General features: G+C 67.9%; 27 protein-coding genes and 1 other annotated feature. Of the genes, 12 read left to right on the top strand and 15 right to left on the bottom strand.

The genetic code is table 11. The features are described from left to right. Positions 1 to 271 precede the first annotated feature (271 nt). From ABIE58_RS00005 to ABIE58_RS00015, 3 genes are read right to left on the bottom strand one after another with little or no spacing between them, the layout of a single operon-like run. On the bottom strand, positions 272 to 1,501 hold the full coding sequence (locus tag ABIE58_RS00005; protein WP_354542616.1) for a sigma-54-dependent transcriptional regulator: 1,230 nt from the start codon (positions 1,499 to 1,501) through the stop codon (positions 272 to 274). Continuing rightward, positions 1,498 to 3,246 (bottom strand): sensor histidine kinase, encoded by a 1,749-nt coding sequence (locus tag ABIE58_RS00010; RefSeq protein ID WP_354542617.1) that lies wholly within the window; start codon positions 3,244 to 3,246, stop codon positions 1,498 to 1,500. Before ABIE58_RS00010 ends, ABIE58_RS00005 begins: the two co-directional genes overlap by 4 nt. A gap of 54 nt (positions 3,247 to 3,300) precedes the next feature. Then, a complete protein-coding gene (locus ABIE58_RS00015; protein ID WP_354542618.1) occupies positions 3,301 to 3,885 on the bottom strand; it encodes a YqgE/AlgH family protein in 585 nt (194 codons plus the stop codon). A 126-nt stretch (positions 3,886 to 4,011) separates the two neighbouring features. Here ABIE58_RS00015 and ABIE58_RS00020 point away from each other — a divergent pair, with 126 nt between their 5' ends. Beyond that, positions 4,012 to 4,809, top strand: a complete 798-nt coding sequence (locus ABIE58_RS00020; RefSeq protein WP_354542619.1) for a protein-disulfide reductase DsbD domain-containing protein — start codon at positions 4,012 to 4,014, stop codon at positions 4,807 to 4,809. Positions 4,810 to 4,833: 24 nt separating this feature from the next. On the opposite strand, the gene ABIE58_RS00025 is transcribed toward ABIE58_RS00020, so the two are convergent. From ABIE58_RS00025 to ABIE58_RS00035, 3 genes are all read right to left on the bottom strand, one after another. Continuing rightward, complete coding sequence (locus ABIE58_RS00025; RefSeq protein WP_354542620.1) at positions 4,834 to 5,661, bottom strand: arginyltransferase; 828 nt, start codon at positions 5,659 to 5,661, stop codon at positions 4,834 to 4,836. A gap of 74 nt (positions 5,662 to 5,735) precedes the next feature. Continuing rightward, positions 5,736 to 6,188, bottom strand: a complete 453-nt coding sequence (locus tag ABIE58_RS00030; RefSeq protein WP_502950047.1) for an RDD family protein — start codon at positions 6,186 to 6,188, stop codon at positions 5,736 to 5,738. 39 nt (positions 6,189 to 6,227) lie between these two features. Beyond that, the gene (locus ABIE58_RS00035; RefSeq protein WP_354542621.1) at positions 6,228 to 6,695 is read right to left on the bottom strand and encodes a YbaK/EbsC family protein; all 468 of its coding nucleotides are present in this window, start codon (positions 6,693 to 6,695) and stop codon (positions 6,228 to 6,230) included. Positions 6,696 to 6,775: 80 nt separating this feature from the next. Here ABIE58_RS00035 and ABIE58_RS00040 point away from each other — a divergent pair, with 80 nt between their 5' ends. The 7 genes from ABIE58_RS00040 (at position 6,776) to ABIE58_RS00070 (ending at position 14,977) form a co-directional block, all read left to right on the top strand. Continuing rightward, on the top strand, positions 6,776 to 9,586 hold the full coding sequence (locus tag ABIE58_RS00040) for a [protein-PII] uridylyltransferase family protein (protein ID WP_354542622.1): 2,811 nt from the start codon (positions 6,776 to 6,778) through the stop codon (positions 9,584 to 9,586). Beyond that, the gene (locus ABIE58_RS00045; protein WP_354542623.1) at positions 9,573 to 9,851 is read left to right on the top strand and encodes a hypothetical protein; all 279 of its coding nucleotides are present in this window, start codon (positions 9,573 to 9,575) and stop codon (positions 9,849 to 9,851) included. The genes ABIE58_RS00040 and ABIE58_RS00045 overlap by 14 nt, the downstream gene beginning before the upstream one ends. A gap of 110 nt (positions 9,852 to 9,961) precedes the next feature. Further along, positions 9,962 to 10,597 carry a DUF6778 family protein gene (locus ABIE58_RS00050; protein WP_354542624.1) on the top strand — a complete coding sequence of 212 codons (636 nt, stop codon included), beginning with the start codon at positions 9,962 to 9,964 and terminating at the stop codon, positions 10,595 to 10,597. A 37-nt stretch (positions 10,598 to 10,634) separates the two neighbouring features. After that, positions 10,635 to 11,831 carry an RSP_2647 family RNA methyltransferase gene (locus tag ABIE58_RS00055; protein WP_354542625.1) on the top strand — a complete coding sequence of 399 codons (1,197 nt, stop codon included), beginning with the start codon at positions 10,635 to 10,637 and terminating at the stop codon, positions 11,829 to 11,831. Continuing rightward, complete coding sequence (locus ABIE58_RS00060) at positions 11,828 to 12,373, top strand: RSP_2648 family PIN domain-containing protein (RefSeq protein ID WP_354542626.1); 546 nt, start codon at positions 11,828 to 11,830, stop codon at positions 12,371 to 12,373. The genes ABIE58_RS00055 and ABIE58_RS00060 overlap by 4 nt, the downstream gene beginning before the upstream one ends. Before the next feature lie 119 nt (positions 12,374 to 12,492). Beyond that, positions 12,493 to 12,549: a sequence feature (sul1 is cis-regulatory element that is thought to sense ions involved in sulfur or methionine metabolism; They are found in Alphaproteobacteria), on the top strand. A gap of 68 nt (positions 12,550 to 12,617) precedes the next feature. Further along, positions 12,618 to 14,108 carry a SulP family inorganic anion transporter gene (locus ABIE58_RS00065; RefSeq protein ID WP_354542627.1) on the top strand — a complete coding sequence of 497 codons (1,491 nt, stop codon included), beginning with the start codon at positions 12,618 to 12,620 and terminating at the stop codon, positions 14,106 to 14,108. Between the two features lie 14 nt (positions 14,109 to 14,122). Further along, the gene (locus ABIE58_RS00070; protein ID WP_354542628.1) at positions 14,123 to 14,977 is read left to right on the top strand and encodes a universal stress protein; all 855 of its coding nucleotides are present in this window, start codon (positions 14,123 to 14,125) and stop codon (positions 14,975 to 14,977) included. Between the two features lie 113 nt (positions 14,978 to 15,090). On the opposite strand, the gene ABIE58_RS00075 is transcribed toward ABIE58_RS00070, so the two are convergent. The 3 genes from ABIE58_RS00075 to ABIE58_RS00085 all read right to left on the bottom strand — a co-directional run bounded on the left by ABIE58_RS00075 (position 15,091) and on the right by ABIE58_RS00085 (position 18,619). Then, the gene (locus tag ABIE58_RS00075; RefSeq protein WP_354542629.1) at positions 15,091 to 16,251 is read right to left on the bottom strand and encodes an alpha-D-ribose 1-methylphosphonate 5-triphosphate diphosphatase; all 1,161 of its coding nucleotides are present in this window, start codon (positions 16,249 to 16,251) and stop codon (positions 15,091 to 15,093) included. Next, positions 16,248 to 16,979 carry an alpha/beta hydrolase gene (locus ABIE58_RS00080; protein ID WP_354542921.1) on the bottom strand — a complete coding sequence of 244 codons (732 nt, stop codon included), beginning with the start codon at positions 16,977 to 16,979 and terminating at the stop codon, positions 16,248 to 16,250. The genes ABIE58_RS00075 and ABIE58_RS00080 overlap by 4 nt, the downstream gene beginning before the upstream one ends. A 386-nt stretch (positions 16,980 to 17,365) precedes the next feature. After that, positions 17,366 to 18,619 carry a UbiH/UbiF/VisC/COQ6 family ubiquinone biosynthesis hydroxylase gene (locus ABIE58_RS00085; protein WP_354542630.1) on the bottom strand — a complete coding sequence of 418 codons (1,254 nt, stop codon included), beginning with the start codon at positions 18,617 to 18,619 and terminating at the stop codon, positions 17,366 to 17,368. Positions 18,620 to 18,666: 47 nt separating this feature from the next. Here ABIE58_RS00085 and ABIE58_RS00090 point away from each other — a divergent pair, with 47 nt between their 5' ends. After that, on the top strand, positions 18,667 to 20,001 hold the full coding sequence (locus ABIE58_RS00090) for an amidase (protein WP_354542631.1): 1,335 nt from the start codon (positions 18,667 to 18,669) through the stop codon (positions 19,999 to 20,001). 183 nt (positions 20,002 to 20,184) lie between these two features. Here ABIE58_RS00090 and ABIE58_RS00095 read toward each other — a convergent pair whose 3' ends face one another. Genes ABIE58_RS00095 through hisF form a run of 3 tightly spaced genes read right to left on the bottom strand, consistent with a single transcriptional unit; the run spans position 20,185 to position 21,579 of the window. Continuing rightward, positions 20,185 to 20,475 (bottom strand): Dabb family protein, encoded by a 291-nt coding sequence (locus tag ABIE58_RS00095; RefSeq protein ID WP_354542632.1) that lies wholly within the window; start codon positions 20,473 to 20,475, stop codon positions 20,185 to 20,187. A 4-nt stretch (positions 20,476 to 20,479) separates the two neighbouring features. Beyond that, entirely contained in the window at positions 20,480 to 20,794 is a 315-nt protein-coding gene (locus ABIE58_RS00100) for a phosphoribosyl-ATP diphosphatase (RefSeq protein ID WP_354542633.1), read from the bottom strand. Next, the gene (gene hisF / locus ABIE58_RS00105) at positions 20,791 to 21,579 is read right to left on the bottom strand and encodes an imidazole glycerol phosphate synthase subunit HisF (RefSeq protein WP_354542634.1); all 789 of its coding nucleotides are present in this window, start codon (positions 21,577 to 21,579) and stop codon (positions 20,791 to 20,793) included. Before hisF ends, ABIE58_RS00100 begins: the two co-directional genes overlap by 4 nt. A 103-nt stretch (positions 21,580 to 21,682) precedes the next feature. Here hisF and ABIE58_RS00110 point away from each other — a divergent pair, with 103 nt between their 5' ends. Continuing rightward, positions 21,683 to 22,135 carry a DUF302 domain-containing protein gene (locus ABIE58_RS00110; RefSeq protein WP_354542635.1) on the top strand — a complete coding sequence of 151 codons (453 nt, stop codon included), beginning with the start codon at positions 21,683 to 21,685 and terminating at the stop codon, positions 22,133 to 22,135. Positions 22,136 to 22,138: 3 nt separating this feature from the next. Here the strand turns inward: ABIE58_RS00110 and hisA are convergent, their stop codons facing one another. Beyond that, complete coding sequence (gene hisA / locus ABIE58_RS00115; protein WP_354542636.1) at positions 22,139 to 22,861, bottom strand: 1-(5-phosphoribosyl)-5-[(5-phosphoribosylamino)methylideneamino]imidazole-4-carboxamide isomerase; 723 nt, start codon at positions 22,859 to 22,861, stop codon at positions 22,139 to 22,141. Positions 22,862 to 22,997: 136 nt separating this feature from the next. Here hisA and ABIE58_RS00120 point away from each other — a divergent pair, with 136 nt between their 5' ends. Beyond that, positions 22,998 to 23,387, top strand: coding sequence for a DUF2147 domain-containing protein (locus ABIE58_RS00120; RefSeq protein WP_354542637.1), 390 nt, complete (start codon positions 22,998 to 23,000; stop codon positions 23,385 to 23,387). Between the two features lie 96 nt (positions 23,388 to 23,483). Here ABIE58_RS00120 and ABIE58_RS00125 read toward each other — a convergent pair whose 3' ends face one another. Beyond that, a complete protein-coding gene (locus ABIE58_RS00125) occupies positions 23,484 to 25,331 on the bottom strand; it encodes an ABC-F family ATP-binding cassette domain-containing protein (RefSeq protein WP_354542638.1) in 1,848 nt (615 codons plus the stop codon). A 146-nt stretch (positions 25,332 to 25,477) separates the two neighbouring features. On the opposite strand from ABIE58_RS00125, the gene ndk reads away from it, so the two are divergent. Continuing rightward, positions 25,478 to 25,900 carry a nucleoside-diphosphate kinase gene (gene ndk, locus ABIE58_RS00130; protein WP_354542639.1) on the top strand — a complete coding sequence of 141 codons (423 nt, stop codon included), beginning with the start codon at positions 25,478 to 25,480 and terminating at the stop codon, positions 25,898 to 25,900. Positions 25,901 to 25,970: 70 nt separating this feature from the next. On the opposite strand, the gene ABIE58_RS00135 is transcribed toward ndk, so the two are convergent. Further along, entirely contained in the window at positions 25,971 to 26,432 is a 462-nt protein-coding gene (locus tag ABIE58_RS00135) for a disulfide bond formation protein B (RefSeq protein WP_354542640.1), read from the bottom strand.

The raw sequence follows: 26,432 nt of genomic DNA on the forward strand, positions 1-26,432 counted from the left end.
CAATCTCCAGACACAAGGGCGAAGCCCGCCGCGCGAGCGCCCGACCGCCCCCCGGGCGGGCGCTTCTGCGACGTTGCACTTCCGCGCAATCGTTGAAGTATTTGGCAGGCATAAAGTGCCACGCACAACCGTTGCAGCGCCCACCCGCGGTCGGGCACTCGCGCGGCTCATCGCATCATATCGAATGAAGGTAAAAGGCCATTCACGCCGTCTTCAGCACCGCATGGCAGGCCGCATCCTCATCGGCCAACACCCGCCAGATACCCCGACCCTATCGCCGGTAATCCTCGGGGCGGATCCCGTAGCGGGCGAGCTTGTCGTAGAAGGTCTTGCGCGGCAGGTGCAGGGCGCGGGCGGCCTCTGACGCGCGCCCGTTCTGCCGCCCCAGCGCGGCGATCAGCAGCGCGCGCTCGACGCGGGCCATCTGCTCGGCAAGGCCAAGCCCGCCCGCCTCGGTCACGCTGTCGGGCATGCCGAGCACAAAGCGCATCGCCGCTGACATCAGCGAGCGGGCATTGCCGGGCCAGTCCTGTGCCATCAGCGCGGCGAGGTGATCGGGGGTGATTTCCGGCGCGGCCAGCCCGGCCTGTTCGGCGGCCTGCGCGACATAGTGGCGAAACAGCACCGGGATATCCTCGGGCCGCTCCGCGAGCGCCGGGATGCGCACCGGCATCACCTCGAGCCGGTAATAGAGATCGGCGGTGAAACGCCCATCGGCTACGGCGGCCCCCAGATCGGCGGTGGTGCCGGCAAAGACCCGCGCCTCGGCCCCCGCCTCGAGCCGGTCCATGAGCGCAAAGCGCGCGGCCTCGGGCAGGGTGGCGATCTCGTCGAGAAAGAGCGTGCCGCCCTGCGCGCGCTGCATGGCCTCGGCCAGCGCGCCCGCCTCCAGCCCCGCCGCCGCGCGTTTGACAAAGGGCTGTGCGGCGCGCGGTGACATCAGGTGGATGACCTCGGCCACCTTGGACACGCCGGCACCGGGCGGGCCGCTGACCAGCACTTCGGTGCCCGAGCGCGCCGCCTGCCGCACCGCGTGGCGCAGCGCCTCAGCGAGCGCCGAGGTGCCGAAGATCATCCGCGCCGCCGGGTCGCCGGTCTCCAACTGGGCCTTGAGGCGGCGGTTTTCCAGCACGAGGCGGCGAGTGTTGAGCGCGCGCTCGATCACCGTCACGAGTTGCTCCGGCGCGCAGGGCTTTTCGAGAAAGTCGAACGCGCCCGCGCCCATCGCCTTCACCGCCATCGGGATATCGCCCTCGCCGGTCAGGAGGATCACCGGCAGGTCGGCATCGACGCCGTGGGCGTGGTCGAGCAGGTGAAACCCGTCGCGCCCCGGCATCCGGATATCCGACAACACGACGCCGGGAAAATCGGCGGCAATATGGTCCTTGGCCTCGATGAACGATCCCGCAAGGCGGACGGTGCACTCGGCAAGCTCCAGCGTCTGCGCCAGTGCCTCGCGCACCGGGCGATCATCATCGACCACAAGAACATCCCGGCTCATGCCGCGCCCTCGCGCAGCTCGGGGCAGGGGTCAAGCTCGATCGAGAACTCGGCCCCGCTGCCGGTATTGGCACCGGTGATGCGCCCGCCAAAGCTCTGCACAAGGCCGTAGGAGATCGACAGGCCCAGCCCCATGCCCTCGCCGCTCATATCCTTGGTGGTGTAGAACGGATCGAATATCTTGTCGGGCTCCTCGATGCCGGGGCCGGTGTCGCGCAGGCGCAGGCGCACCGGCGCGCCATCCTCCAGCGTGATCGCGATGCGGCGCTCAGTGCTGTCATACATGGCGTCGGCGGCGTTGGTGATGAGGTTGACCATGACCTGCCCCAGCCGCACCTCGCCGCCCATGACGAAAACCGGGTGCGGCGGGCGCTGCCAATCGACGGTGATGCCATCGTCGCGCAGGCGCTCGGCGGTCATCTCGAGCGCGGCGTCGACCACGGCGGCGATGTCGACGCGGCCCATCGGCTCGTTCTCGTTGCGCACGAAGGCGCGCAGGTTGCGGATGATGCGGCTCATGCGGTGGGCCATCTCGTCGATGCGCGCGAGGTTTTCGGCGGCACGCTCGGGGGCCTCGCGTTGCAGGAAGGCGCCCGCGTTGCTGGCGAATTGGCGGATCGCCATCAGCGGCTGGTTGAGCTCGTGGCTGATGCCCGCGCTCATCTTGCCCAGCGCACTCAGCTTGCCCGCCTGCACAAGCTCGGCCTGCGCGCGGCGCAGCGCGGCCTCGGCCTCCTGCCGCTCGGCGACCTCGCGCGCGAGCGTGCGGTTGGTGCGGCTGAGCGTCTCGGTGCGCTCGGCCACGCGCCGCTCCAGATCGGCATTGGCCTCGGCCAGCGCGCGGCGGCGCGCCTGCGCCAGCAAAAGCAGCATCCCGAACACCGCGAACAGCCCCGCCATCGCCCCCGCCTGAAGCGCGGCCAGCCTGCGCGCCGGGCCGATATCGACCAGCGCCGCCCCGGTCATGCCGATCTGCGGCACGTCGCGCGCCACCCGCAATGCCTGCCGGGGCAGGTAATTGCCAAGGTCGATGCGCCAGATTTCATGCGGCCCGACGGTGGATTGCGTCATCGCGACGGGCGGCCCTTCGGGGGGCACAAGCTCGGCGTGGTCGGGGGCCTTGCGCCAGCCCAAAAGCTCGGAGCGGTTGGACAGGAACACCTCGCCCGCCGCATCGACGAGAAACACCGCCGTGCTCATCCCGCGCCAGCCGAATTCCATCCGCTCGGCCTCGGCCACGCCGATCACCGCGCCGCTGACCCGGCCATCGGGGCCGAAACTGGGCGCGGCGACCTCGAATATCCGCCCGCCCTGCGCCGGGGCGGTGGCGCGCGCGGTGCCCAGCGCGCCATCCATCGCCCGCGCGAACACCGCCCCGCTGCGAAAGGCGGCCCCCTGCGCATCGGTGCCCGCCAGAAGGGTGCCGCTGCGGTCGACATAATAGAGCGCCGCCGCCCCGGTGCGGTCGGCGGCGGCGACAAGCAGGCGCTCGGCGCGGGCGCGCGGCCCGGTGGCCCTGGTGAGGGCAATCAGCGTCGGGTGACCGGCCAGCGCCACGACCTGGTCGCGATAGCGTTGAAGATCGGCCACAAGCCCGCCCAGGATCAGCGACAGGTCGGCCTCGCCGCGCTGCGCGAGATCATCCAGCGCCTGCCGGTAGCCATAGTGCCACACGCCGCCGGTGACGAGCGCCGACACCAGCAGGAAGGGAATCACCAGAAGCAGGCGAGGGGCGGAGCGCAACATGGTTGAACTTTAGCCTGCCTGCCGCAGGCTTGGCCAGAGCGCGCGCGCCTTCGGTCAGGCGTGGCCTGCCTCTGCCGAGAGCGTGAGCGACGAGATCCCCAGCCGCGAGAGCGCCGCCTCCCATTTGCCGCCGTCGTCGGTATCGAAGACCAGCCCGGCATCGGCCTCGCAGGTGAGCCAGCCATTCTGCGCGATCTCGGATTCGAGTTGATCCGGCCCCCATCCAGCATAGCCCAGCGCGAGGATCGCGCGATCCGGCCCCCGGCCCTGAGCCAGATCTTCGAGAATGTCGAGCGTCGCGGTCATGCCGAACCCGGCCGCCACGCCAAGCGTCGCGATATCCGAGCGATAGCCGTCATCATGCAGCACGAAGCCACGGCCATGCTCGACCGGGCCGCCGAAATGCACCGGCAGGTCGCGCATGGCAGGCCCCGGCGTGATCGACAGGTGGTCGAGCAGGTCGCGCATCCGCATGTCCTGTGCGGGCTTGTTGATGATGAGGCCCATCGCGCCCTCGGGGCTGTGCGCGCAGAGAAAGATCACCGCATGGGCAAAGCGCGGATCGCCCATGCCGGGCATCGCGATCAGGATTTGCCCGGTCAGATCGACCGGCGCTTGGGTGGGCGGGGGCATGGTCATACCCCGAGAATGGGGGGCGGGGGCGGGCTGTGCAAGCGGCGTCTGCGCGCGGATGCAGGAATTCTCGCTGGTTTGTGAGTTGGCTTTGATTGCGAAATGGGCCATTTGGGGGTCATGTTCAAAAGAATGCTCCTTTCTCTCGTCCTTGTGGCGGCCTCTGCCATGGTGCCGGGTGCGGTGCGCGCGGCGCCCGATATGGTCACGGTCAGCATCCTTCCGGGCTGGAGGATGACCGATGGCTCGCATATGGCGGCGCTGCGCTTCGTGCTCGCACCGGGGTGGAAGACCTATTGGCGCGCCCCCGGCGAGGCGGGCATCCCGCCGCGCTTTGACTGGCGCGGCTCGCGCAATGTCGCCGCCGTCGAAATCCTGTGGCCGACGCCGCAGCAGACCACCACCAACGGGCTGCGCACCATCGGTTATGCGCATGAGCTTGTGTTGCCGGTGCGGGTCACGCCCGCGCGGGCGGGGCAGGCCGTGGCGCTCTCGGGCGATCTCGAGATCGGGGTGTGCAGCGAGGTTTGCGTGCCGGTGGAAACGCAGGTGAGCCTTGATCTGCCCCTGAGCGGCGGTAACCGCGACCCGCGCATCGCGGCGGCGCTGGCCGCGCGGCCCTATACCGCCGCCGAGGCAGGCGTGGGCCATGTGCGCTGTCAGGTGGCCCCGATCGAGGGAGGCATGGAATTGCGCGCCGAGATCGAGATGGCGCAACGCGGCGCGCAAGAGATGGTCGTGGTCGAAAGCGGCGATCCCGATTTGTGGGTGGCGCAGGCCGACACCGCGCGCAGCGGCAACCGGATCAGCGCGCGCACAGCCATTTACCACGTTGACGGGCGCGGCTTTGTTCTGGATCGCGGGGCGCTGCGCTTTACCGTGCTCAGCAGGGGCGACGCGGTCGATATCGCGGGCTGCACCGGGCGCTGACAGCCCGGCCCTGCCACATGCATCCTATTTCCGGCGGTGCAGAGGGCCGGTATCGGGGAGCGAGATATTGGCCACCTGCTCGGCAATCGGATCGTTGACCAGCGGATGCGCGTGGGCGCGGAAATCCTCGGGGTCGCGCATCTTTTGCCAGCGCCCCCCGGCATGAACCTCCAGACCCGAGAACCCCGCCTTGTAGCCCATCTTGTCGCTGCCCGGCACCCAGTAGCCGAGATAGACGTAGGGCAGGCCGCTCTCGCGCGCGATATCGACATGGTCGAGGATTAGATAGGTGCCAAGCGAAGCCTTTGGCATGTCCGGCTCGAAGAAGGAATAGACCATGCTCACCCCGTCATCGAGGATATCCGACAGGCATGTGGCGATGAGCCCGCCGCTCTCGGGGTCGATATATTCCACCACGCGGGTGCGGATCGGCGTCTCCTCGATCATCGCGGCAAATTCGAACGTGTCCATATCGGCCATGCCGCCGGTGGCGTGGCGGCTTGCGAGATAGCGGCGAAACAGCGCGTATTGGTCCTCGGTGGCCCAGGGCGAGGCGATCTGCCGGTGCAGCCCGGCGTTGCGGCGCGCGACGCGGCGCTGCGTGCGCGAGGGGGCAAAATCCGCCACGTTGATGCGCGCCGACAGGCACGCCGCGCAATCAGCGCAGGACGGGCGGTAAAGCACGTTTTGCGAGCGCCGAAACCCCTGTTTCGACAGCCCGTCATTGAGCCGCTGCGCGCCCTCGCCCTGAAGCGCGGTAAAGAGCTTTCGCTCCATCCGGCCGGGCAGGTAGGGGCAGGGCTGCGGCGCCGTCACATAGAATTGGGGCGCTACGGGAAGCGTGTGTCTCATGCCTGTGTCCAACGGTATTCAACGCGACGTTAACAACGAAACGCCGCCCCGCCAAGAGGAACGTCACAGCCCTGTCACATCGCCGCACGTCGGTTGATCGCGACGCTGCCAAGCACCAGGTCGCTCAAGCCCTCGCCGCGCGGACGGGTGAGCATGAGCACCACCGAGACCACCTGAAGCAGCGGAAGCGCAAAGGAAATCGTCAGTCCCAGCGTATGCGCAAAGGCAAGGCCAAGGTCGAAACGGCGGCCATCGGCGGCGCGAAACTCGATCGCGACAAGGCGCATCCCCCAGGTGGCCGAGCCGCGCGCGATCGTCACCACCCGGTAGGCAAACCCGATCACCGCCATCAGCACCGGAAAGAAAAACAGGCCGGTGAAGGCGGTGAAGGGCACCACCAGAAGGCTCAGCACGAGGATGAGCGCGGTATCCACCACAAAGGCCACGAGCCGCTTGGCCGGGACATCGGCGTAAAACTCGGGCTGCGTTTCCGGGTCGGGCAAGGCCCATGTATCCTGCATCATCATGGCCTATAGCTTGGCAAGGGGGGCACCGATTGCAAGGGGTCAGACGGCGAAATCGGCCCGCTCTGCGCCGGAGATCTGCATCAGCCGCGCGGGCGCGATGCCGAACAGGTGGCGCGGCGTGCCCGCCGCCGCCCAGACCTGCGCAAAGCCCAGCAAGGCGGGATCGAAGAAGGCGCGCGGCGGCGTCAGGTGCCCCACGGGCGACACCCCGCCGATGGCAAATCCGGTCTGCGCGCGAATGAGCGCGGCATCGGCGCGCCCCAGCGGCACGCCCGCCACGGCGCTGGCGGCGTCCGGGTCCACCCGGCGCGCGCCCGAGGTGACAAAGAGGACCGCCGCGCCGCTTGTCTCGTCGCGCAGCATCACCGATTTGGCGATCTGCGCCACGTCGCAGCCCAGCAGGTCGGCGGCCATTTGCGCGGTGGTGGCGGGGCCAAGCTCCACCGGTTCGATCTCCAGCCCCGCCTCGGCGAGGGCGCGGCGCACGCGGGCAACGCTCTTGCTCATCTCGATCCTCCGATTTTTTCGCACTGTTTCACGGGGGTGCGGCATTGACCAGACCGGCGGCGCCTGTATCACTCTGGCGCATGACACTAGAGCAACGCCTTACCCGCTGCCCGCGCGCCTTTGACCCCGATGATGGTGCGATGGCGCGCGCGCGCGCGCCTTGGGCGGGCGGCGCGATGGCCGATCTCATCGCCGGGGCGGGCGGGTGCAGCCCGTTCCTGAAATCGCTGATCGAGCGCGAGACCGGCTGGCTTGAGGGCGCGGTGGCGGGGCCCGAGGCGGCGCTGGCCGCGCTTCATGCCGGGCTGCACGAGGTGCCCCCCGACCGCATCGGCACCGAGTTGCGCCGCGCCAAGGGCCGCGTGGCGCTCTTGATCGCGCTGGCCGATCTGGGCGGCGCGTGGTCGCTCGACGAGGTGACCGGCCACCTGACGGATTTCGCCGATCTGGCCTGCGAGCTGGCGCTGCGCGCCGCCCTTGGCGCGGAGATACGGCGTGGCAAGCTGCCGGGGATGACCGAGGACGATCTGGCCACCGGCGCGGGAATGGTGGTCTTTGCCATGGGCAAGATGGGCGCGCGCGAGCTGAATTACAGCTCCGATATCGACCTGATCTGCCTCTTTGACGAGACCCGGTTCGAGCGCGATGATTTCCACGAGGCCCGCGCGAGCCTGGTGCGCGCCACGCGCAGGATGTCGGCGCTGCTCAATGACCGCACCGCCGAGGGCTATGTGTTTCGCACCGATCTGCGGCTGCGCCCCGATCCCGGTGTCACGCCCGTGTGCATGGCGATGGCGGCGGCAGAGACCTATTACGAGAGCCTCGGGCGCACATGGGAGCGCGCGGCCTGGATCAAGGCGCGGCCCGCTGCGGGCGACGCGCAGGCGGGCGCGCGCTTCATCGCCACGCTGCGGCCCTTCGTGTGGCGCAAGCACCTGGATTTCGCGGCGATCGAGGACGCGCATAACATGCGGCTGGCCATTCGCGAGCACAAGGGGCTGGGCGGCGCGTTCTGTCTTGAGGGGCACAACATCAAGCTGGGGCGCGGCGGCATCCGCGAGATCGAGTTCTTTACCCAGACCCGGCAGTTGATCGCCGGGGGGCGCGACCCCGACCTGCGGGTGCGCGGCACCGTCGAGGGGCTGTCGCTGCTGGCGCAAAAGGGCTGGGTGCCCGAGGCGGCGGCAGAGGGTCTGACGCAGAATTACCGCCACCACCGCGAGGTCGAGCACCGCGTGCAGATGTTGCGCGACGCCCAGACCCACCTGTTGCCCGCCTCAAAGGCCGAGTTTGACCGGCTGGCCGCCTTCATGGGCTGCGACACCGCCGGTTTGCGCGCCGCGATCACCGAGAGGGTGGATGCGGTCCATGACCTGATCGAGGGGTTTTTCCGGCAGGACGCACCGGGCAGCGCGGCGACGGAGGAGGGGCCGGAGGCGGAATTCGACGAGGCGGTGATCGCGCGCTGGCATGGCTATGCGGCGCTGCGCTCGGAGCGCGCGCAGCAGATATTCAAGCGCCTGCGCCCCGAGATCCTCGGGCGGCTGGCGCGCGCGGCCAATCCCGGCGATGCGCTGCTGGCCTTTGACGGGTTCCTGCGGGGCTTGCCTGCGGGGGTGCAGGTCTTCGCGCTCTTCGAGGCCAACCCGCATCTGATCGACCTGTTGGTGGATATCGTCGCCACCGCCCCCGCGCTGGCGCAATACCTGTCGCGCAACGCGAGCGTCTTTGACGCGGTGATCGCGGGCGATTTCTTTGCCGACTGGCCGGGGCGCGCGGCGCTGGAGACCGAGCTTGCCGCGCGTCTTGCGCATTTCGCCGATTACGAGCGCGCGCTCGACGAGGCGCGGCGCTGGCACAGGGAATGGCATTTCCGGGTGGGCGTGCACCACCTGCGCGGCCTTGTCGGCGCGCCCGAGGCCGCCGCGCACTATGCCGATCTGGCTGCGGCGACGATCACCGCGCTCTGGCCGCGCGTGGGGACGCAATTCGCCGCAAGGCACGGGCCCCCGCCGGGGCGCGGCGCGGCGGTGCTGGGCATGGGCTCGCTCGGGGCGGGGCGGCTTCATGCGCGCTCCGATCTCGATCTGATCGTGATCTATGACGGCGACGGGGCCGAGGGCTCGGACGGCCCGAAGCCGCTATCGCTGCGGCCCTATTATGCGCGGCTCACGCAGGCGCTTATCACCGCGCTCAGCGCGCCGATGGCCGAGGGGCGGCTCTACGAGGTGGATATGCGGCTGCGGCCCTCGGGCAATCAGGGGCCGGTGGCAACAAGCTGGCCCGCGTTTCAGGGCTATCAGACCGGCGAGGCCTGGACCTGGGAGCATCTGGCGATGACGCGGGCGCGGGTGATTGCCGGAGAGGCGGGGCTTGGCGGCGATATCGAGGCATTTCGAACCGCCCTCATCGCCGAGAAGGGCGCGCGCGATCCGGTCTTGCGCGCCGTGGCCGAGATGCGCGCGCGCGTGGCCGAGGCCAAGCCGCCCGAGAGCCGTTGGGATGCCAAGCTTGGCCCCGGACGGCTTTTCGATCTGGAGCTTGTGGGGCAGGCGGGCAATCTTCTGGCCGGTCACGATGCACGCGATGTGGTGTCGGGGCTGCGCGGGGCTGTCGCTTCCGGCTGGCTTGATGCCGCTGGCGGCGCAGCGCTCGAGGCAGCATATGCGCTTTGCTGGCGATTGCAGATGGTGTCGCGGCTTTTGGGCGACGGGGCGCTTGAGCCGGACCGGATCGGGGCGGCGGGGGCGGCCTTTGTGCTGCGCGAGACCGGGGAGGAAAGCATGGACCTGCTGGAGCGCCGTCTGGGCGATATTTGCGCCGCCGCCGCCGAGGTGATCGACGCGGGCCTTGGCGCGGCGGGGGAGGGGACGGGCAATGGCGCGCGGTGACCCGCTCGACCCCAAGGGCGTGATCGGCGAGGCTTACCGCATCGACGGGATCGGCGAGGGCGAATGCCGGTCGATCTTTCTCGACTGGGCGCTGTCTGTGCCCGAGGGCCACGAGGTGCGCGCCGCGCTGGAGGCGCTGATCGCGCGCCACGCCCCCGCCAACCCCGATCACCCGATGACCGCCGTGCTGCGCGCCGGGCTGGCACGCGCCGAGACCCCGCGCCGCCGGGGCGGCTGGCGGTCGCGCCCGCGCCCGCGCGACTGAGCGGCGCGGCGGGGCCTGCCCCGGTAATGCACGCCATTTGTCTCAAATGCGCCCCAATCCGGGCGCACAAGGTGCATTGTTGACGACGAACTGCGCCCGAGGAGACGACCATGCGATTTGCCAAACTAACCGCCGCGCTGCTGCTCGGGGTCGGATTGTCGGCCTGTGCCAGCATCGACACCGCCAGCCGCAACGCACCGCTGGATGCGCCCGCGCTGCGGCCCGCCGCGCTGCCGCTCGACGTGACAGAGGTGCGCGTGAGCGTGCCGCGCAGCCTCAAGGTGTCGGAGGCCAACCGCTATTTGCCCGGCGGCGATATCGTCTGGCGCGAGGATGCGCCGGGCGACCGTCACGCGCAGGTGGGTGCCATCGTGCAAGAGGCGCTGGAGCAGGGCGTGGCCGGGCTGCCCGAGGGGGCGGTGCCGGTGGTGCTCGATGTGGAACTGTCGAAATTTCACGCGCTGAGCGAGAAGGCGCGCTATACCATCGGCGGCGTCCACGCGATCCAGTTCACCTATACATTGCGCGACGCCGAGACCGACGCAGCGCTGACCCTGCCCAAGCTCGTCAAGGCCGATTTCAAGGCGCTGGGCGGGCAGGCCGCGATCGAGGCCGAACGGCGCGGGATCACGCAGAAGGTGCGCATCACCGGGCATCTGGCAGAGGTGATCCGCGCCGAGCTGGGCCGCACGGAGGGCTATCACGCGCAGGCCACCGGGCTTATCGGTGCGCTCAACCAAGTCTGAGCTTTTCGCGGCAATTGAAACGGCGTAAAGGGGCGGCATGACAGCCGCCCCCTATCCCGTTATCCGCCTGCGTCCCAAGGCCGAGGCCCGCGCCATCCGGCACGGAAGCCCCTGGGCTTTCGAGGGCGAGATCGTGACCGACCGCCGCACCCGCGCGCTGCTGCCCGGCAGTATCGCGGTGCTGGAGGATGCCGAGCGCGCGCCGCTTGGCCTTGTGGCGGTCAACCCGAAATCGCGGATCATGGCGCGGATGCTCGACCGCGACATTCATGCGCGGATCGACGGGGAATGGCTCGCGTCGCGGATCGGTCATGCCTTTGCGCTGCGCGCGCGGCTTTATGATGCGCCGTTCTACCGGCTGGTTCATGCCGAGGCCGATGGCCTTCCGGGCGTGGTGATCGACCGTTTCGGCGATGTCGCCGTGATCCAGCCCAATGCCGCCTGGGCCGAGGCGCTGTTGCCGGAAATGGCGGCGGCGGTGCAATCGGTAACGGGCGTCGCCTGCGTGCTCAAGAACGCGTCGGGGCGGGTGCGCGCGCTCGAAGGGCTGGACGATGAAAGCGGCATCTTGGCGGGGGTCGCGCCGGGTGGCGCGGTGCCGGTGCCGATGAACGGGGCCACCTATATGGCCGATCTGCTGGGCGGGCAGAAGACCGGGATTTTCTATGACCAGCGGCCCAACCATGCCTTTGCCGCGCGGCTGGCGCGGGGCGCGCGGGTGCTTGATGTGTTCGCCCATGTTGGCGGGTTTTCGCTGGCCGCGCTCGCCGGTGGGGCGGAGGGTGCGCTGGCGGTCGACAGCGCGCAACCCGCCCTCGATCTGGCCGGTGAGGGCGCGGCACGCAGCGGCGTGGCGGAGCGCTTTGCCATCCGCCGGGGCGACGCCTTCGAGGTGATGGAGGCGCTGGCCGCCGAGGGCGCGCGGTTCGACGTGGTGATCTGCGACCCGCCCGCATTCGCGCCGTCGAAACCGGCGCTGGAAAAGGGCCTGCGCGCCTATGAGCGGGTGGCGCGGCTGGCGGCCGCGCTGGTGGAACCGGGGGGCTATCTGGGCCTCTGTTCATGCTCGCACGCCGCCGATCTCTCGCGCTTTCGCACCGCCTGCACCCGTGGCATCGGGCGGGCCGGGCGCGCGGGGCAACTGATCCACACGGGCTTTGCCGGGCCGGATCATCCGCTGCATCCGAGCCTTGCCGAGAGCGGCTATCTCAAGGCGCTCTTTTACCGGCTGTGAAGGTGCTGCTGGATACCTGCGTGATCTATCCCACGGTGATGCGCGAGATGCTGCTCGGGGTGGCGGCGGCGGGGGCGTTTGCGCCGCTCTGGTCGGCGCGGATCATCGGCGAATGGCGGCACGCGGCGGCACGGCTGGGGCCGGAGGGCGCGGCGCAGGCCGAGGCCGAGGCGGCGCTGATGGCGGTGCGCTGGCCGGGGGCAGCGGTGGCGTATGCGCCGTCGCTCGAGGCGCGGCTATGGCTGCCCGATCCCACCGATACCCATGTTCTGGCCGCCGCGATCGCGGGCTCTGCCGATGGTATCGTGACCCTCAACGCGCGCGATTTCCCGCGTGCCGTGCTGGCCGAGGAAGGGCTGTGGCGGGCCGATCCCGACGGGTTCCTGCACGGTATCTGGCGCGCGCAGCCGGGCCTTGTGGCGGGCGTGGCAGGTGAGGTTCTGGCCCGCGCGCGGCACCTGTCGAAAGGCGCGTGGGAGATGCGACCGCTGTTGAAAAAGGCCCGCCTGCCGCGACTGGCCAAGGCGCTTGGCGGGGGATGAGGGGGCTGTGGCGGGTCGCCGCGACCATGCCTGAAACCGGCGCATGGCGCGTTTTCATGTTCCTGCGGTCTATCGGGTTGCCCTTCTTCGCAGAACGCTTTATGCTGCGGCGCAGCGAACCTGGGCCCGAGAGATATCTCGGGCGGCTCTCCCGGCCGCCGATCCGCCGGACAACGATAAACAAACCGTGCGCGCGCACTCCGGCCTAGGCTCTCATGCTTGGTCGGCATGGGATAGATTCGACATGATTTCACTTGATGCCTATCGCAGCCAGTGGCTGGGAAATATTCGCGGCGATATCCTCGCCGGGCTGGTGGTGGCGCTGGCGCTCATCCCCGAGGCGATTGCCTTTTCGATCATCGCGGGCGTGGACCCCAAGGTGGGGCTTTATGCCAGCTTCTCGATTGCGGTGATCATTGCCATCACCGGCGGGCGGCCCGGCATGATCTCGGCGGCGACGGCGGCGACCGCCGTTCTGATGATTACCCTCGTGAAGGATCACGGGCTGGAATACCTGCTGGCGGCTACCGTGCTGGCGGGGCTGATCCAGATCGCGGCGGGGGTGCTGCGGCTGGGCTTCATCATGCGCTACGTGTCGAAATCGGTGATGACCGGCTTTGTCAACGCGCTGGCGATCCTGATCTTCATGGCGCAACTGCCAGAGCTTGACCCGCGCGCCGTGACATGGATCACCTTTGTGCTGGTGGCGGCGGGGCTGGCGATCATATATCTTTTCCCGTTGCTGACGAGCGCGATACCCTCGCCGCTGGTGACGATCGTCGTCTTGACGGTTGTGGCCTATTTCTTGGGCCTCGATGTGCGCACAGTGGGTGATATGGGCGATTTGCCCGACACGCTGCCGGTGTTCCTGATCCCGCAGATCCCGCTGACCTTCGAGACGCTGACGATCATCCTGCCCTATTCGGTGGCGGTCGCGGTCGTGGGCCTTCTGGAAAGCCTGATGACGCAGAGCATCGTCGATGACCTGACCGACACCAAATCCAACCGCAGCCAGGAGATGGTCGGCCAAGGCATCGCCAATACCGCCACCGGCTTTATCGGTGGCATGGCGGGCTGTGCGATGATCGGCCAGTCGATCATCAACGTGAAATCCGGCGGGCGCGGGCGGCTGTCGAGCTTTGCCGCAGGCGCATTCCTGCTGGCGATGGTGGTGGGGCTGGGCGATGTGGTGAGCATGATCCCGATGGCCGCGCTGGTGGCGATCATGATCATGGTCTCGGTCGGCACGTTCTCGTGGTCGTCGATCAAGAACCTGCGCGAGCATCCGCGCTCGTCCTCCATCGTGATGATTTCCACCGTGGTCACCGTGGTCTATACCCATAACCTCGCCATCGGCGTGCTGGTGGGGGTGCTCTTGTCGGGTATCTTCTTTGCCGGCAAGATCGCGCAGCTTTTCAAGGTGACGAGCCATATCACCAAAAGCGGCAGCCACCGCACCTATGTGGTGGAGGGGCAGCTTTTCTACGGCTCGGTCGAGGATTTCATGAACGCTTTCGACTTCAAGGAAGCGCTGGAAAAGGTCATCATCGACGTGAGCCGCGCGCATATCTGGGATATTTCCTCGGTGCAGGCGCTTGACATGGTGATCCTCAAATTCCGCCGTGACGGGGCCGAGGTCGAGATCATCGGGATGAACAAGGCCACAGAGACCATCGTCGACAAGCTTGCCATTCACGACAAGCCCGGCGCAATGGACACGTTGATGAGCCATTGAGGGAGGGCAAGACCATGAGCAAGAAAATCATCGCATTGGTGGATGGGTCGATCTATTCGGAAAGCGTCTGTCACCATGCCGCGTGGATCGCAACGCGGACAGAGGCACCGGTCGAGCTGATCCATGTTCTGGGCCGCCGTGACGCGCCCGAAAAACAGGACCTGTCCGGCGCGATCCGGTTGGGGGCGCGCACGCAGCTTATGGAAGAACTGGCAGATCTTGACGCGCAACGCGCCAAGCTGGTCAGCCACCGGGGCCGCGCCATCCTGGAGGATGCACGCACCATCGTCGATCAGGATGGCGTGACCGACATCACCACGCGCCTGCGCCATGGCGACGTGGTCGAGGCGATTTCCGAGATCGAAGAGGACGCCCGCGTGATCCTGATCGGCAAGCGCGGCGAAGCGGCGGATTTTGCCAAGGGTCATCTGGGCTCGAACCTCGAGCGGATCGTGCGCGCGGCGAACCGGCCGGTCTTTGTCGCGTCGCGCGCGTTTCAACCGATCACCTCGGTTCTGGTCGCCTATGATGGCGGCAGCTCGTCCATGAAAGCGGTCGATCACATCGCGCGCAGCTCTCTTTTTGCCGGTCTGGGCGTCACGGTCGTGACCGTGGGCAGCGAAACCCCCGCGATCAAGAAGGGCCTTGCCGATGCTCAGGCCCTGCTCAAGGCGGCGGGTATCGAGGCAGAGACCCGCATCGTCTCGGGGCAGCCGGAAACCGAGCTTGGCAAGCTGGTCGAGCAAGAGGGGTTCGGCATGGTGGTGATGGGGGCCTATGGCCACTCGCGCATCCGCAGCCTGGTGATCGGATCGACGACAACCGAGATGGTGCGCTCTTGCAAGGTGCCGGTGGTGCTCTTGCGGTGAGGGTGATGGGGGGGCCGAAGCAGACAGAAAAAGGCTGGTTTTGACACGGTGCGACGCGGCGATGTGACCCGCTCAAGGCCCGCCACGCGCGCCGTCCGGCCCATACTGGCGGCTCAATCCCCGCCTATGAACCGCGCGGCCACCGCGCCGGTGAGATAGCTCACCCGCCCGCCGCTGATCGTGGCCATGACGCGGCGGCGGGTCGGCTCGATCACCGCGAGATCGGCGCGCAGGCCCGCGCGCAATGCGCCGCGATCGTCCAGCCCCAGCATAAGCGCCGGACCGCGCGACACCAGGTGCCAGGCGGCGCCCAGATCGCAGATCCCCTCATCCACGAGGGCAAAGGCCGCGCGGGCGAGCGAAGGCGGGTGGTAATCCGACGCGAGTGCGGTCACGAGCCCTGCCGCCACCATCTCGCGCGCGCCGGCATTGCCCTTGTGCGAGCCGCCGCGCACCAGATTGGGCGCGCCCATCACCACCGCATCGCCCGCGGCGCGGGCGGCCTCTGCTGCCGCCATCGTCTCGGGAAATTCGGCGATGCGGATGCCTCGGGCATGGGCTGTGCGGCAATCGGCGGCGGTGCTGTCGTCATGGCTGCCAAGGCGCACGCCTCGCGCCACGAGCCCGGCGGCCAGCGCATCGAGCGCGGCGGGAACCCGCGCCAGATTGCCGTGCAGGCGGTGCAGCAGGGCAAGATGCGCCTCGGGGCTGCGCCCGGCCTTGAGCGCCTGCCCGGTGAGGCGCGGCGGGCGTTTGCCAGCCGCCAGCGCCGCGTGGGGGACGTGATCGTTGAACACGACATAGCCGATACCGTGCCGCGCCACCATATCGCCAAGGGCGGGGTAGAAATCGAGGCAGGTGGTCTCAAGCCGCAACTGCACGCGCAGATCGGTGGCGAGGCTATCGCGCACCCGGCCGAGCGCGGCGAGCAGGCGCGCGGCAAAATCCGGCCCGCGCATCCCGCCCTCCCAACTGAGGAATTGCGCCAGCATGGCGGTGGTGACGCCGCTGGCGGCAAGCTCTGCCTCGGCGGCTGGCAGGCCGGTTGCTGGATCGGTGAGCGCGCCGCGCCGGGGGGCGAGGTGATGCTCGAACCCGTCGCCATGCGCATCCACCATGCCCGGCAGCACCAGGAACCCCGAGAGATCGACGCGGCGCGGGGCGGGGCTTTCGGCAAAGCGGCCCTCGCGGATCGTGAGCGTGCCGGGGCCGGAGGCGGCACTGTCGGGCCACAGGAAATCGGCCCCCTCAAGCGTGATCTCCACCTGGCTCATTCCCCGCTGCGCCCGAAAATCACATCGGCGAAGGTCAGATCGTGATCGAAGCGGCCATGGGCCAGGAAATACTCGACCTGCGCGATCACCAGCGGGTTGTTCATCAGGAAAGTATGCGTCACCGGCAGGGTGATGTGATCGGCCATGCCCGCGACCCGCGTCGAGGTGACCGAGACCTTGCCATCGTCCGGCCCGTCGATCAGCGACGAGAAATACGGGTTGAGTGAGCGGTTGCCCGCGATCACGCCGAGCTCGAAATCCACCGGCGGCAGGGTTTCGGGCAGCCCCGCAGGCCCGGTCCGAAGCTGCATCCCCGCCGGGCCGTTGAGCCACTCAAACAGCTCCAGCCCGCCCAGCTCGTCCACCAGCTCGCTGCCGTGGTTGGGCGGCGCGAGCATGACCACGCGGCCAAGATTGGCGGGGCGGTTCTCGGTGAGCCAGACGCGCAGCAGGATACCGCCCATCGAATGGGTGACGACATGGGTCGTGGTATCGCCGCAGACGCGAAAGGCAAAGGGCAGGGTCTCCTTGGCCAGCCGCGCGATGCGGTCTTTGGTCGAGGGGTAATCGGGGCGGTAGGTATCGAACCCGCGCGCCTCGAGCGCCTCTTCCATCACGAGGAATGACGCGTCAGAGCGCGCCAGCCCGTGCAGCAGGACCACGCAATCCGCCCGCGCCGGGGCGGCGGCGAAGGGCAGGGCAAGGGCAAGAAACAGCGCGCGCAGCATCATGACGCTGACATAGGGGCAAAGCGTGGGCGAGGGAATAGGCGCATTGCTCCGGTGCGGAGATGTGGCAACCGGGTCGATATCCGGGGCGTGGGCGAGACTGGCTTGAAGGGGACGGTCGAAATCGTTTCCCGCGCGGAATCAGGTGCCGCAGGCACCGCCGCGCGATCGCTGGGCCGTCCTGCGGCCTGGCGATTTTGCGAGGACGCGCACCCTATCTGTCTCACACGGGTTTGGGCGGGATAAAGTGGCCGTCACCACCGTTGCATCGCTAATCCCCGGCCCAGCGACCGCGCCGCTCGTCTCTGAAATCGTCAACGCCCCTCCAGGCCACGTCACACCACCCGCCCAACGGCCCTCTCCCGTATGACGCGCCGCGCGGCCCGTCACCTCTTCATCAGCGCGGGCAAGTCGCCGGTGAGCCCCGCCGCCTCGCGGATAAAGCCTCGGCGCAGGCCGGGCAGGTGGGCAATCGCGCCCATGCCAAGGTCTCGGGCGGCGCGCAGAAGCGGGTTATCGTTGGAAAACAATCTGTTGGTCAAGTCGGTGCTCAGCGCCAGCGTGGCGGTATCGAACCGGCGCCACTGCTGGTAGCGGGCGAGCACGTCACCGGCGGCGATATCCTCGCCCCGGCGCGCGGCTTCGTCCATCACCTGCGCCAGCGCCGCCACGTCGCGCAGCCCGGCATTGAGGCCCTGCCCGGCGATGGGGTGCATACCGTGGGCCGCGTCGCCGACAAGCGCCAGCCGCTCGGCGACAAAGCTGTTGGCCACGGTGAGCGACAGCGGATAGGTAAACCGCTTGCCCCGCAGCGCGATATCGCCGAGGAAATCACCGAATCTTGGCCGCAGCACCTCCATGAAATCAGCGTCCGGCAGGGCGGCGAATCGCGCGGCGGTGGCGTCGCTCTCGCTCCAGACGATGGAACTGACATTGCCCGGCAGCGGCAGGATCGCAAGCGGGCCGGGCGGCATGAAGAACTGATGCGCGATGCCGTAATGGGGCTGCGCGTGTTCGATGGCCGCGACCAGCGCCGTTTGCCCATAGCCCCAGCCGGTGCGCCGGATACCCGCCCGCTGCGCCGTGCCCGATCCGCGTCCGTCCGCGCCGATCAAAAGCCGCCCCGTGAGGCTCTTGCCCGAGGCCAGCGAGAGCGTCACGCCCTGCGCGCCCGCCTCCTGCGCCACCACCTCAACACCCGAAAGCTGGGTGATCTGCGGGCTCTCGTCCATCGCCTCGATCAGCGCGCGGCGCAGGAAGCGGTCTTCGAGCATATGGCCCATCGGGCCTTCCTCGATCTCGGCATGGTCGAAATGCAGGAAAAACGGCGACGGCCCCTCGCCCGCGCGCCCGTCCGTCACCTTGATTTCAAGCATCGGCTGCGCGTGATCGGCCACCCGCCCCCAGACGCCCAGGTTGCGCAAGAGCCGCACCGAGCCGAGCGCCAGCGCATAGGCGCGGCCATCGAACCCGGCCTCCTTGCGGGCAGGCGCGGGCAGGGCGTCGATTACCGTGCTGGAAAGCCCCGCATGGGCGGCGGCAAGCGCCAGCGCCGGGCCGTTGAGCCCGCCGCCGACAATGAGGATATCGCTGTTATGGTCCATTCCTTTCAATATGTCGCTGCGCGCGGGATTGTCCATGCGCCCTCGTGCCGCTAGCACTGTTGGAGCAAAGCGGGAGGACGGGAATGCAGGACTGGCTGAGGATGAGCGCGGGCGATCTGGGGCGCGGGATCGGGGCGGGCGAGATCGACCCGGAGGTATTGTGCGACACCTATCTTGCGGCCATTGCCGCCCATCCGCTGCGCGAGCGCATCTACAGCACGGTGACCGAGGGGCGCGCGCGCGCCGAGGCCGCCGCCGCCGCCGCGCGCGCCAAGGCAGGCCAGCGACGCGGGCCGCTCGACGGCGTGCCGATCAGCTGGAAAGACCTTTTCGACAGCGCCGGCGTGGCCACCGAGGCGGGATCGGCGCTGCTCAAGGGCCGCGTGCCCGCGCGCGATGCCGTTGTCCTGCGCAATGCCACCGCCGCGGGGCTGGTCTGCCTTGGCAAGACGCATATGAGCGAGCTGGCCTTCTCCGGCCTCGGCCTCAACCCGGTGACCGCCACGCCGCCTTGCGTGAACGACGCGGGCGCGGTGCCGGGCGGGTCGTCCTCCGGGGCGGCGGCAAGCGTGGCCTTTGGCCTTGCCGCCTGCGGGATCGGCTCGGACACGGGCGGCTCGGTGCGCATTCCCTCGGCGTGGAACGATCTTGTCGGCCTCAAGACCACGGTCACGCGGCTCTCGCTTGATGGCGTGGTGCCGCTCTGCCTGCGTTTCGACACGGTCGGGCCGCTCGCGCGCTCGGTCGAGGATGCGGCGCTGATGCTGGCGGCGCTTGAGGGCGGCAAAGTGGCGGATTTGCGCGGGGTGTCGCTTGCGGGGATGCGATTCGCGGCGCTGCAAACCGTGGTGATGAACGATCTGCGCGACGCGCCCGAGGCGGGCTATGCCGGGGCCCTCGCGCGCCTGCGCGATGCGGGCGCGGTGATCGAGGAGATCGACGCACCGGAGGTGGCCGAGGCGATGCCGCTTTCCCCGGCGCTTTTTACCGGCGAGGCTTATGGCCTCTGGCGCGACGTGATCGAGGCCGCCCCCGACAAGATGTTCACGCCGATCCTGGAGCGGTTCCGGGGCGGGCGAGAGATTTCCGCCGCCGATTACGTGGCCGCGTGGCAAAGGCTGGAGGGGCTGCGCGCGGCCTGGAATGCACGGGTTGCGGGCTATGACGCGGTGCTGATGCCGTCCGCGCCGAACCTGCCGCCCGATCACGACCGGCTGATGCGCGATGACGCCTATTACGTGACCGAAAACCTGCTGACGCTGCGCAATACGCGGGTGGGCAACCTGATGGGGCTCTGCGCGGTGACGCTGCCTGCGGGGGTGCCAAGCTGCGGGATCATGCTCTGCGGCAAGCCGTTTCAGGAAGAGCGGCTGTTGCGGGTGGCAAAGGCGGCGGAGGCGGCGCTCGGGGCTTCGTGAGCGGGTGGTAGGGAAGAGGTGGGTGGTCCGGAGGGGACGGTGAGGGAGCCGCGCGTCGCCGTGCCGGGGGGCGGCCCGGCGATGCGCGGCGGCGTGCGGGGCACGCCTTGTTCCGCGCAAGAGGGCTTTACCTTGAGCGGCGGCTAACCCCCCGCAAATATCATTTCAGAACCGCGACGCCCTTCACCCCGCCTTGAAATCGGCGGCGATGCGCAGGTCGCGCAGCGGGCGCACAAGGGCGATGCACTCGGCATAGATGGGATGCGCCTTGTAGGCGGCGAGCGCCGCCTCGTCCTCGAACTCGGCATAGACCACGAGATCAACGCGGGTGCCGTTGATCGCGTCGCTTTGCAGGTTGCGGCCCACCTCGAAATGGCGGGCATGGGGAATTTGCGCCAGCATCATCAGCCCGTCGCGGATGCGCTCGGCATCCTCGGGGTCGGCGGCGGAAAAGAACACGATATGGCGGATCATTAGCTTAGTCTTTCGATCGAGAGGCTTTTTCGGAGAGGCCCGAGGTGCCCTGGCGGCGCGACAATTCTGCCATTACGTCATCCAGCGCCACATCGCGCGATTGCAGCATGACCAGCAGGTGAAAGAGCACGTCCGCCGCCTCGGACGTCAGGCGCGCGCGGTCGCCCTTGACCGCCTCGATGATCGCCTCCACCGCTTCTTCGCCGAATTTCTCGGCGCATTTCTCGGGGCCTTTGGCGAGCAGCTTGGCGGTCCAGCTCGCCTCGGGGTCGGCGCTGGCGCGGATTTGGATCGTGCGGGCGAGATCGTCGAGCGTCATGCGGCCAGCCTCATGGGGATACCCGCGGCGGCCATATGTGCCTTGGCCTCGGAAATTGTGTAGGTGCCGAAGTGAAAGATCGAGGCGGCAAGCACGGCAGAGGCGTGGCCCTCGGTCACGCCCTCCACCAGATGATCGAGCGTGCCGACGCCGCCCGACGCGATCACCGGAATATCCACCGCATCGGCAATGGCGCGGGTGAGGGGGATGTTGAACCCGGCCTTTGTGCCGTCGCGATCCATCGAGGTGAGCAGGATTTCCCCCGCGCCCTTGCTGGCCACAAGCCGCGCAAATTCCACGGCGTCGATGCCGGTGGGCTTGCGGCCTCCATGGGTGAAAATCTCCCATTTGCCGGGGTCGCCCCGGAGGGGCGCGGGGGGGCGGACTGTCTTGGCGTCGATGGCGACCACGATGCACTGGCTGCCGAACCGGTCGGCGGCGCGCGCTACCACCTCCGGGTCGGCCACTGCCGCCGAATTGAAGCTCACCTTGTCCGCGCCTGCCAGCAGCAGCGCGCGCACGTCCTCGGGGGTGCGCACGCCGCCGCCCACGGTGAGCGGGATATAGCAGGCCTCGGCGGTGCGGCGCACCACGTCGAACATGGTGCCCCTGTTCTCATGCGTGGCGTGGATGTCGAGAAAACAAAGCTCATCCGCCCCCGCCGCATCATAGGCGCGCGCGGCATCGACCGGATCGCCCGCATCGCGGAGATCGACAAAGTTCACGCCCTTGACCACGCGCCCGTCGGCCACGTCGAGGCAGGGAATGATGCGGGTCTTGAGCATGGGATCGCCGTGTTGAGTGACAATGTCACGGTTTCTATGGGCAAACCTGTCAGGATGCCAGAGGATTGACCGCAGATTCGCACGATCATTCACGGAGGATTTCATGAGACAGTTTCTGGCAGCAGTTGCGATTACGCTGGCGGCATTGCCCGCTTTCGCCAGCAATGATGACATCGTCAAGGTCAAGTCCTTCTCGGATGTGCCCACCACCATGGACCGGCTCGAGGCTGCAGTGACCGGCGCGGGGGCCAAGGTGATGGACCGCGTCGATCACGCCGCCGGGGCGGCCTCGGTGGATATGGAGATCGCACCCGCGCAAGTGCTCATCTTCGGCAATCCCAAGCTCGGGACGCAGGCCATGCAGGATGACCCGATGGCGGGGCTCTTTCTGCCGATGAAGGTGCTGGTTTACCGCGACGGCGCGGGGCAGACATGGCTTGTCTATGAGGACCCCAAGGAGATGTTTGACGATCTGTCAATCTCGGATGACGCGCCTTACATCAAGATGATGACCGGTGCGTTGGCCAAGCTCACCGCTGCCGCCGCCGCGCAATAATGGCTAGACCCTGAGCGCGGCCAGCGCCGCGCTCAGGTCAAGCGCGCCGTCATAAAGCGCGCGCCCCGAGATCGCGCCGTCGAGCGATGCGCCGCAATCGCGCAGCGCGATGAGATCATCGAGCGAGGACACGCCGCCCGAGGCAATGACCGGGACCTGCACCGCCCGCGCCAGCGCTGCCGTGGCGTCGATATTCGGCCCCTGCATCGCGCCGTCGCGGTTGATATCGGTGTAGATGATCGCGGCCACGCCCGCATCCTCAAAGGATCGCGCCAGATCGGTCGCATCCACATCCGTCTCCTCGGCCCAGCCCTTCGTGGCCACGCGGCCCCCCCGCGCGTCGATCCCCACCGCCACCTGGCCGGGAAAGGCCCGCGCCGCCTCGCGCACGAGGCCTGGATTTTCCACCGCCACCGTGCCGAGGATCACCCGCGCCAGCCCCTTGGCAAGCCAGCCCTCGATGGTGGCCATGTCGCGGATACCGCCACCAAGCTGCGCGGGCACGCGGCAGGCGGCAAGGATCGCCTCGACCGGGGCGGCGTTGACCGGTGCCCCGGCAAAGGCCCCGTTGAGATCCACCAGATGCAGCCATTCGCAGCCCGCCGCCACGAATTCCGCCGCCTGTGCCGCCGGGTCTTCGTTGAATACGGTGGCCTTTTGCATGTCGCCGCGCAGCAGGCGCACGGCGCGGCCATCCTTGAGGTCGATCGCGGGGTAGAGGATCATCGGCAGGGCCTTTCGCGGGTGACGTGGCGCGCTTATGCCGGGACGGCACGGGATTTGCAACGCGACCCCACGTCAGACTTGATTTGACGGCGATCTTTGGATCACCCTTTCCCACAGATCTCAGGGAGGAGACAGGATGCGTAAACTGGTTATGGTGGTGGCGGCGCTGGGCCTCGGGGCGGGCATGGCCTCGGCAGAGCCGCTCTTGGGCAGATGGCTCACGGCGAAGGACGATAACGGCCATTCCGGCATGGTCGAGGTCGCGCCCTGCGGCAACAAGCTTTGTGGCAAGCTGATAAAATCCTACGACGAGACCGGCAAGGAGATGCAGAGCGACAATATCGGTCGCAACATCATCTCCGAGACGGTGCCGGTGGGCGGTGGGCAATATGAGGGCAAGGTCTACAGCCCCGATCGCGACAAGACCTATAAATCCAAGCTGGAATTGCAGGGCAACCTGCTCAAGGTCAGCGGCTGCGTGCTGTTCATCTGCCGCGACGGCGGCACCTGGAAGCGGGTGCAATAGGCGGGCACCTTTTGAGAGGCTGCGCCCTTGCATCCGCATGGGCGACAGGGGGCGCGCGGCGTCAAGCAAGCCGCGCGCCTTTATCCGCCTTGACGCTCAGCCCCCGGCCTTTTCCAGCCGCGCGAGGGCCTCTTCCCAAAGCGTCTCGGCGCGAATGATACCGTCCTCGATCTCGGCATATTTGCGCTGCCAGGTGGCAAGGGTGCCGGGGTCTTCATAGACATCCGGATCGGCCAGCTTGGCGGCGACCTTGCCTTCCATCGTCATGAGCTTGTCCACCCGCGCCTCGCAGGCGCGGGCCTCCTGGCGCAGCTTGGCAATCTCGTCGCGAGAATATGTTTTCACTTTCTTTGCAGGCTTTTGCGCGGCTTTCTTCACGCTCTCCGCAGGCTTCAGAAGCATTGCGCGATAGCTTTCCAGATCGCCGTCATAGGGTGTCACCGTGCCATCCTTGACCAGCCACAGCCGGTCGGCAACAAGGCTCAAAAGGTGCATGTCGTGGCTCACGAGGATGATCGCGCCGGTATATTCGGTCAGCGCCTCCACCAGAGCCTCGCGGCTCTCGATATCGAGGTGGTTGGTCGGCTCGTCGAGGATGAGCATATGCGGCGCATCCACCGTCGCCAGCATCAGCGACAGCCGTGCTTTTTGTCCGCCGGAGAGGTTTGCCACCGTGGTTTCCGCCTGTTGCGGGCCGATCCCGAAGCCTGCCAGCCGCGCGCGCAGGCGCGGCGGGGTCTCGGTCGGGCGCATCCGCCGGATGTGATCGAGCGGGGTTTCGTCGATATGCAACTCGTCCACCTGATGCTGCGCGAAATAGCCGACGCGCAGCTTGGCGGCCTTGTGAACGCGGCCTTCCAGAACATCAAGTTTGCCTGCCAACAGTTTGGAAAGCGTGGATTTTCCCTCTCCATTGCGGCCCAGAAGCGCGATCCGGTCATCCTGGTCTATGCGCAGGTCAAGCCGGCTCAGGACGGCCGCGCCGTCATAGCCCGTGGCCGCGCCCTCCAGCCGCAGGATCGGCGGCGACAGCTCTTCCGGCTCGGGAAAGGTGAACCGGCGCAACGCCGCCTCTTGCGGGGCCGATATGGGCTGCATCCGCGCCAGCGCCTTGATCCGCGCCTGCGCCTGCCGCGCCTTGTCGGCCTTGTAGCGGAACCGATCCACGTAGGATTGCAGATGCGCGCGGCGTTGCTCCTGCTTTTTCGCCTGTGCCTGCGCGGCGGCGAGGCGGGCGGCGCGGGTCTCGGCAAACTTGTCGTAGCCGCCTTGATAGAGCGTGAGCTTGCGATCCTCCAGATGCAGGATCGCGCCGACCGCGCGATTGAGAAGCCCGCGATCATGGCTGATGATCAGCACGGTATGCGGATAGCGCGCGAGATAGGTCTCCAGCCACAGCGCGCCCTCGAGATCGAGATAGTTGGTCGGCTCGTCGAGCAACAAAAGGTCGGGCGCGGCAAAAAGCACCCCCGCCAGCGCCACCCGCATCCGCCAGCCGCCCGAGAAGGCCGAACAGGGCTGAAGCTGTTCATCATCGGTGAATCCAAGCCCCTTGAGGATCGACGAGGCCCGCGCCTCGGCGGACCATGCGTCGATATCGGCAAGGCGGGTCTGGATTTCGGCGATCCGGGTGCCGTCGGTCTCGGTTGTGGATTTCTCAAGCAGATCAGTGCGTTCGGTGTCAAAGCTCAGGACGGTGTCGATGAGCGACACATCGCTTCCCGGCACCTCTTGCGCGACGCCGCCGATGCGCGCGCGCGCAGGCAGAGAGATGCGCCCGCCCTCAAGCGCCAATTCGCCCCGGATGAGGCGAAAGAGCGTGGTCTTGCCGGTACCGTTGCGCCCGACGATCCCCACCTTGTGGCCCTCGGGGATGAGGGCGGAGGCGTTCTCGAACAGGCGGTGGCCCGCGATGGCATAGGTGATATCGTCGATGCTTAACATGAGGGGGGGATGCCCCAAGCGGGGGGCGGCGTCAATCGCGGCTTTTCAACGCCCGAGCGCCATGCTATCGGGGCCGCAATCACGCCGCGCGGGGCCTTTCCCGGCGGTATCACCCTGATATAAACCCCTGACATAAAGAGGCTGACATGGCTGTGGAACGCACGCTGAGCATCATCAAACCCGACGCCACACGGCGCAACCTGACCGGCAAGATCAATGCCAAGTTCGAGGATGCCGGGCTTCGCATCGTCGCTCAAAAGCGCATCCAGATGACCCCGGCGCAGGCGGGCACCTTTTACGCCGTCCACAAGGAACGCCCGTTCTATGGCGAACTGTGCGAGTTCATGGCCAGCGCACCGGTGGTGGTGCAGGTGCTCGAAGGCGAGGGCGCGATTGCCAAGAACCGCGAAGTGATGGGTGCCACGAACCCCGCCGATGCCGCCCCCGGCACGATCCGCGCGGAATTTGCCGAATCCGTCGGTGAAAACTCGGTCCACGGCTCGGACGCGGCCGAGACGGCTGCGGCGGAAATCGCCTATTTCTTCTCCGGTCTCGAACTGGTCGGCTGAGCCGTCACAGGGCTATGAGATGGGGCCGCGTTCCGAAAGGGGCGCGGCCTTTCTCATGCGCTCGCCCCGATCACCGCGCGCGCAGCGCCATGATCCACAGGAGCGCGAGGCCAAGCGAGGCCAGCATGTTCCAGCTTGCCATCGACAGGCCCCACATCTCCCACGGCACCTCGTCGCAGCGCACCAGCGGCGCGGCCATGATCTGATCGAGCAGGTCTTCGGCGCTCATCCCGCCGATCGGGCCGCCGGTGCAATCCGATGGCCCCTGCCACCAGCCGCGCTCCACGCCGGTATGATAGCCGCCGATCCCGGCGGTCACGAGCGCCGCTGCCGCGCCCAGCAGCGCCATGAGCGCGGGCCAGGCTATGAGGGCAAGCACGCCCGCGCCGATAGCCACGCCATGCGGCCAGCGTTGCCAGAGGCAGAGCTTGCACGGGGCCATGCCGCCCAGGTGCTGAAAGGCAAAGGCCCCCAGCAGCAGCGCGGCAGAGCCTGCGGCGGCGATCACGATGAGCGTCTTTTGCCGAGTCAT

The organism is Roseovarius sp. MBR-78 (genome assembly GCF_040547535.1).
Taxonomy (GTDB): Bacteria; Pseudomonadota; Alphaproteobacteria; order Rhodobacterales; family Rhodobacteraceae; genus Roseovarius.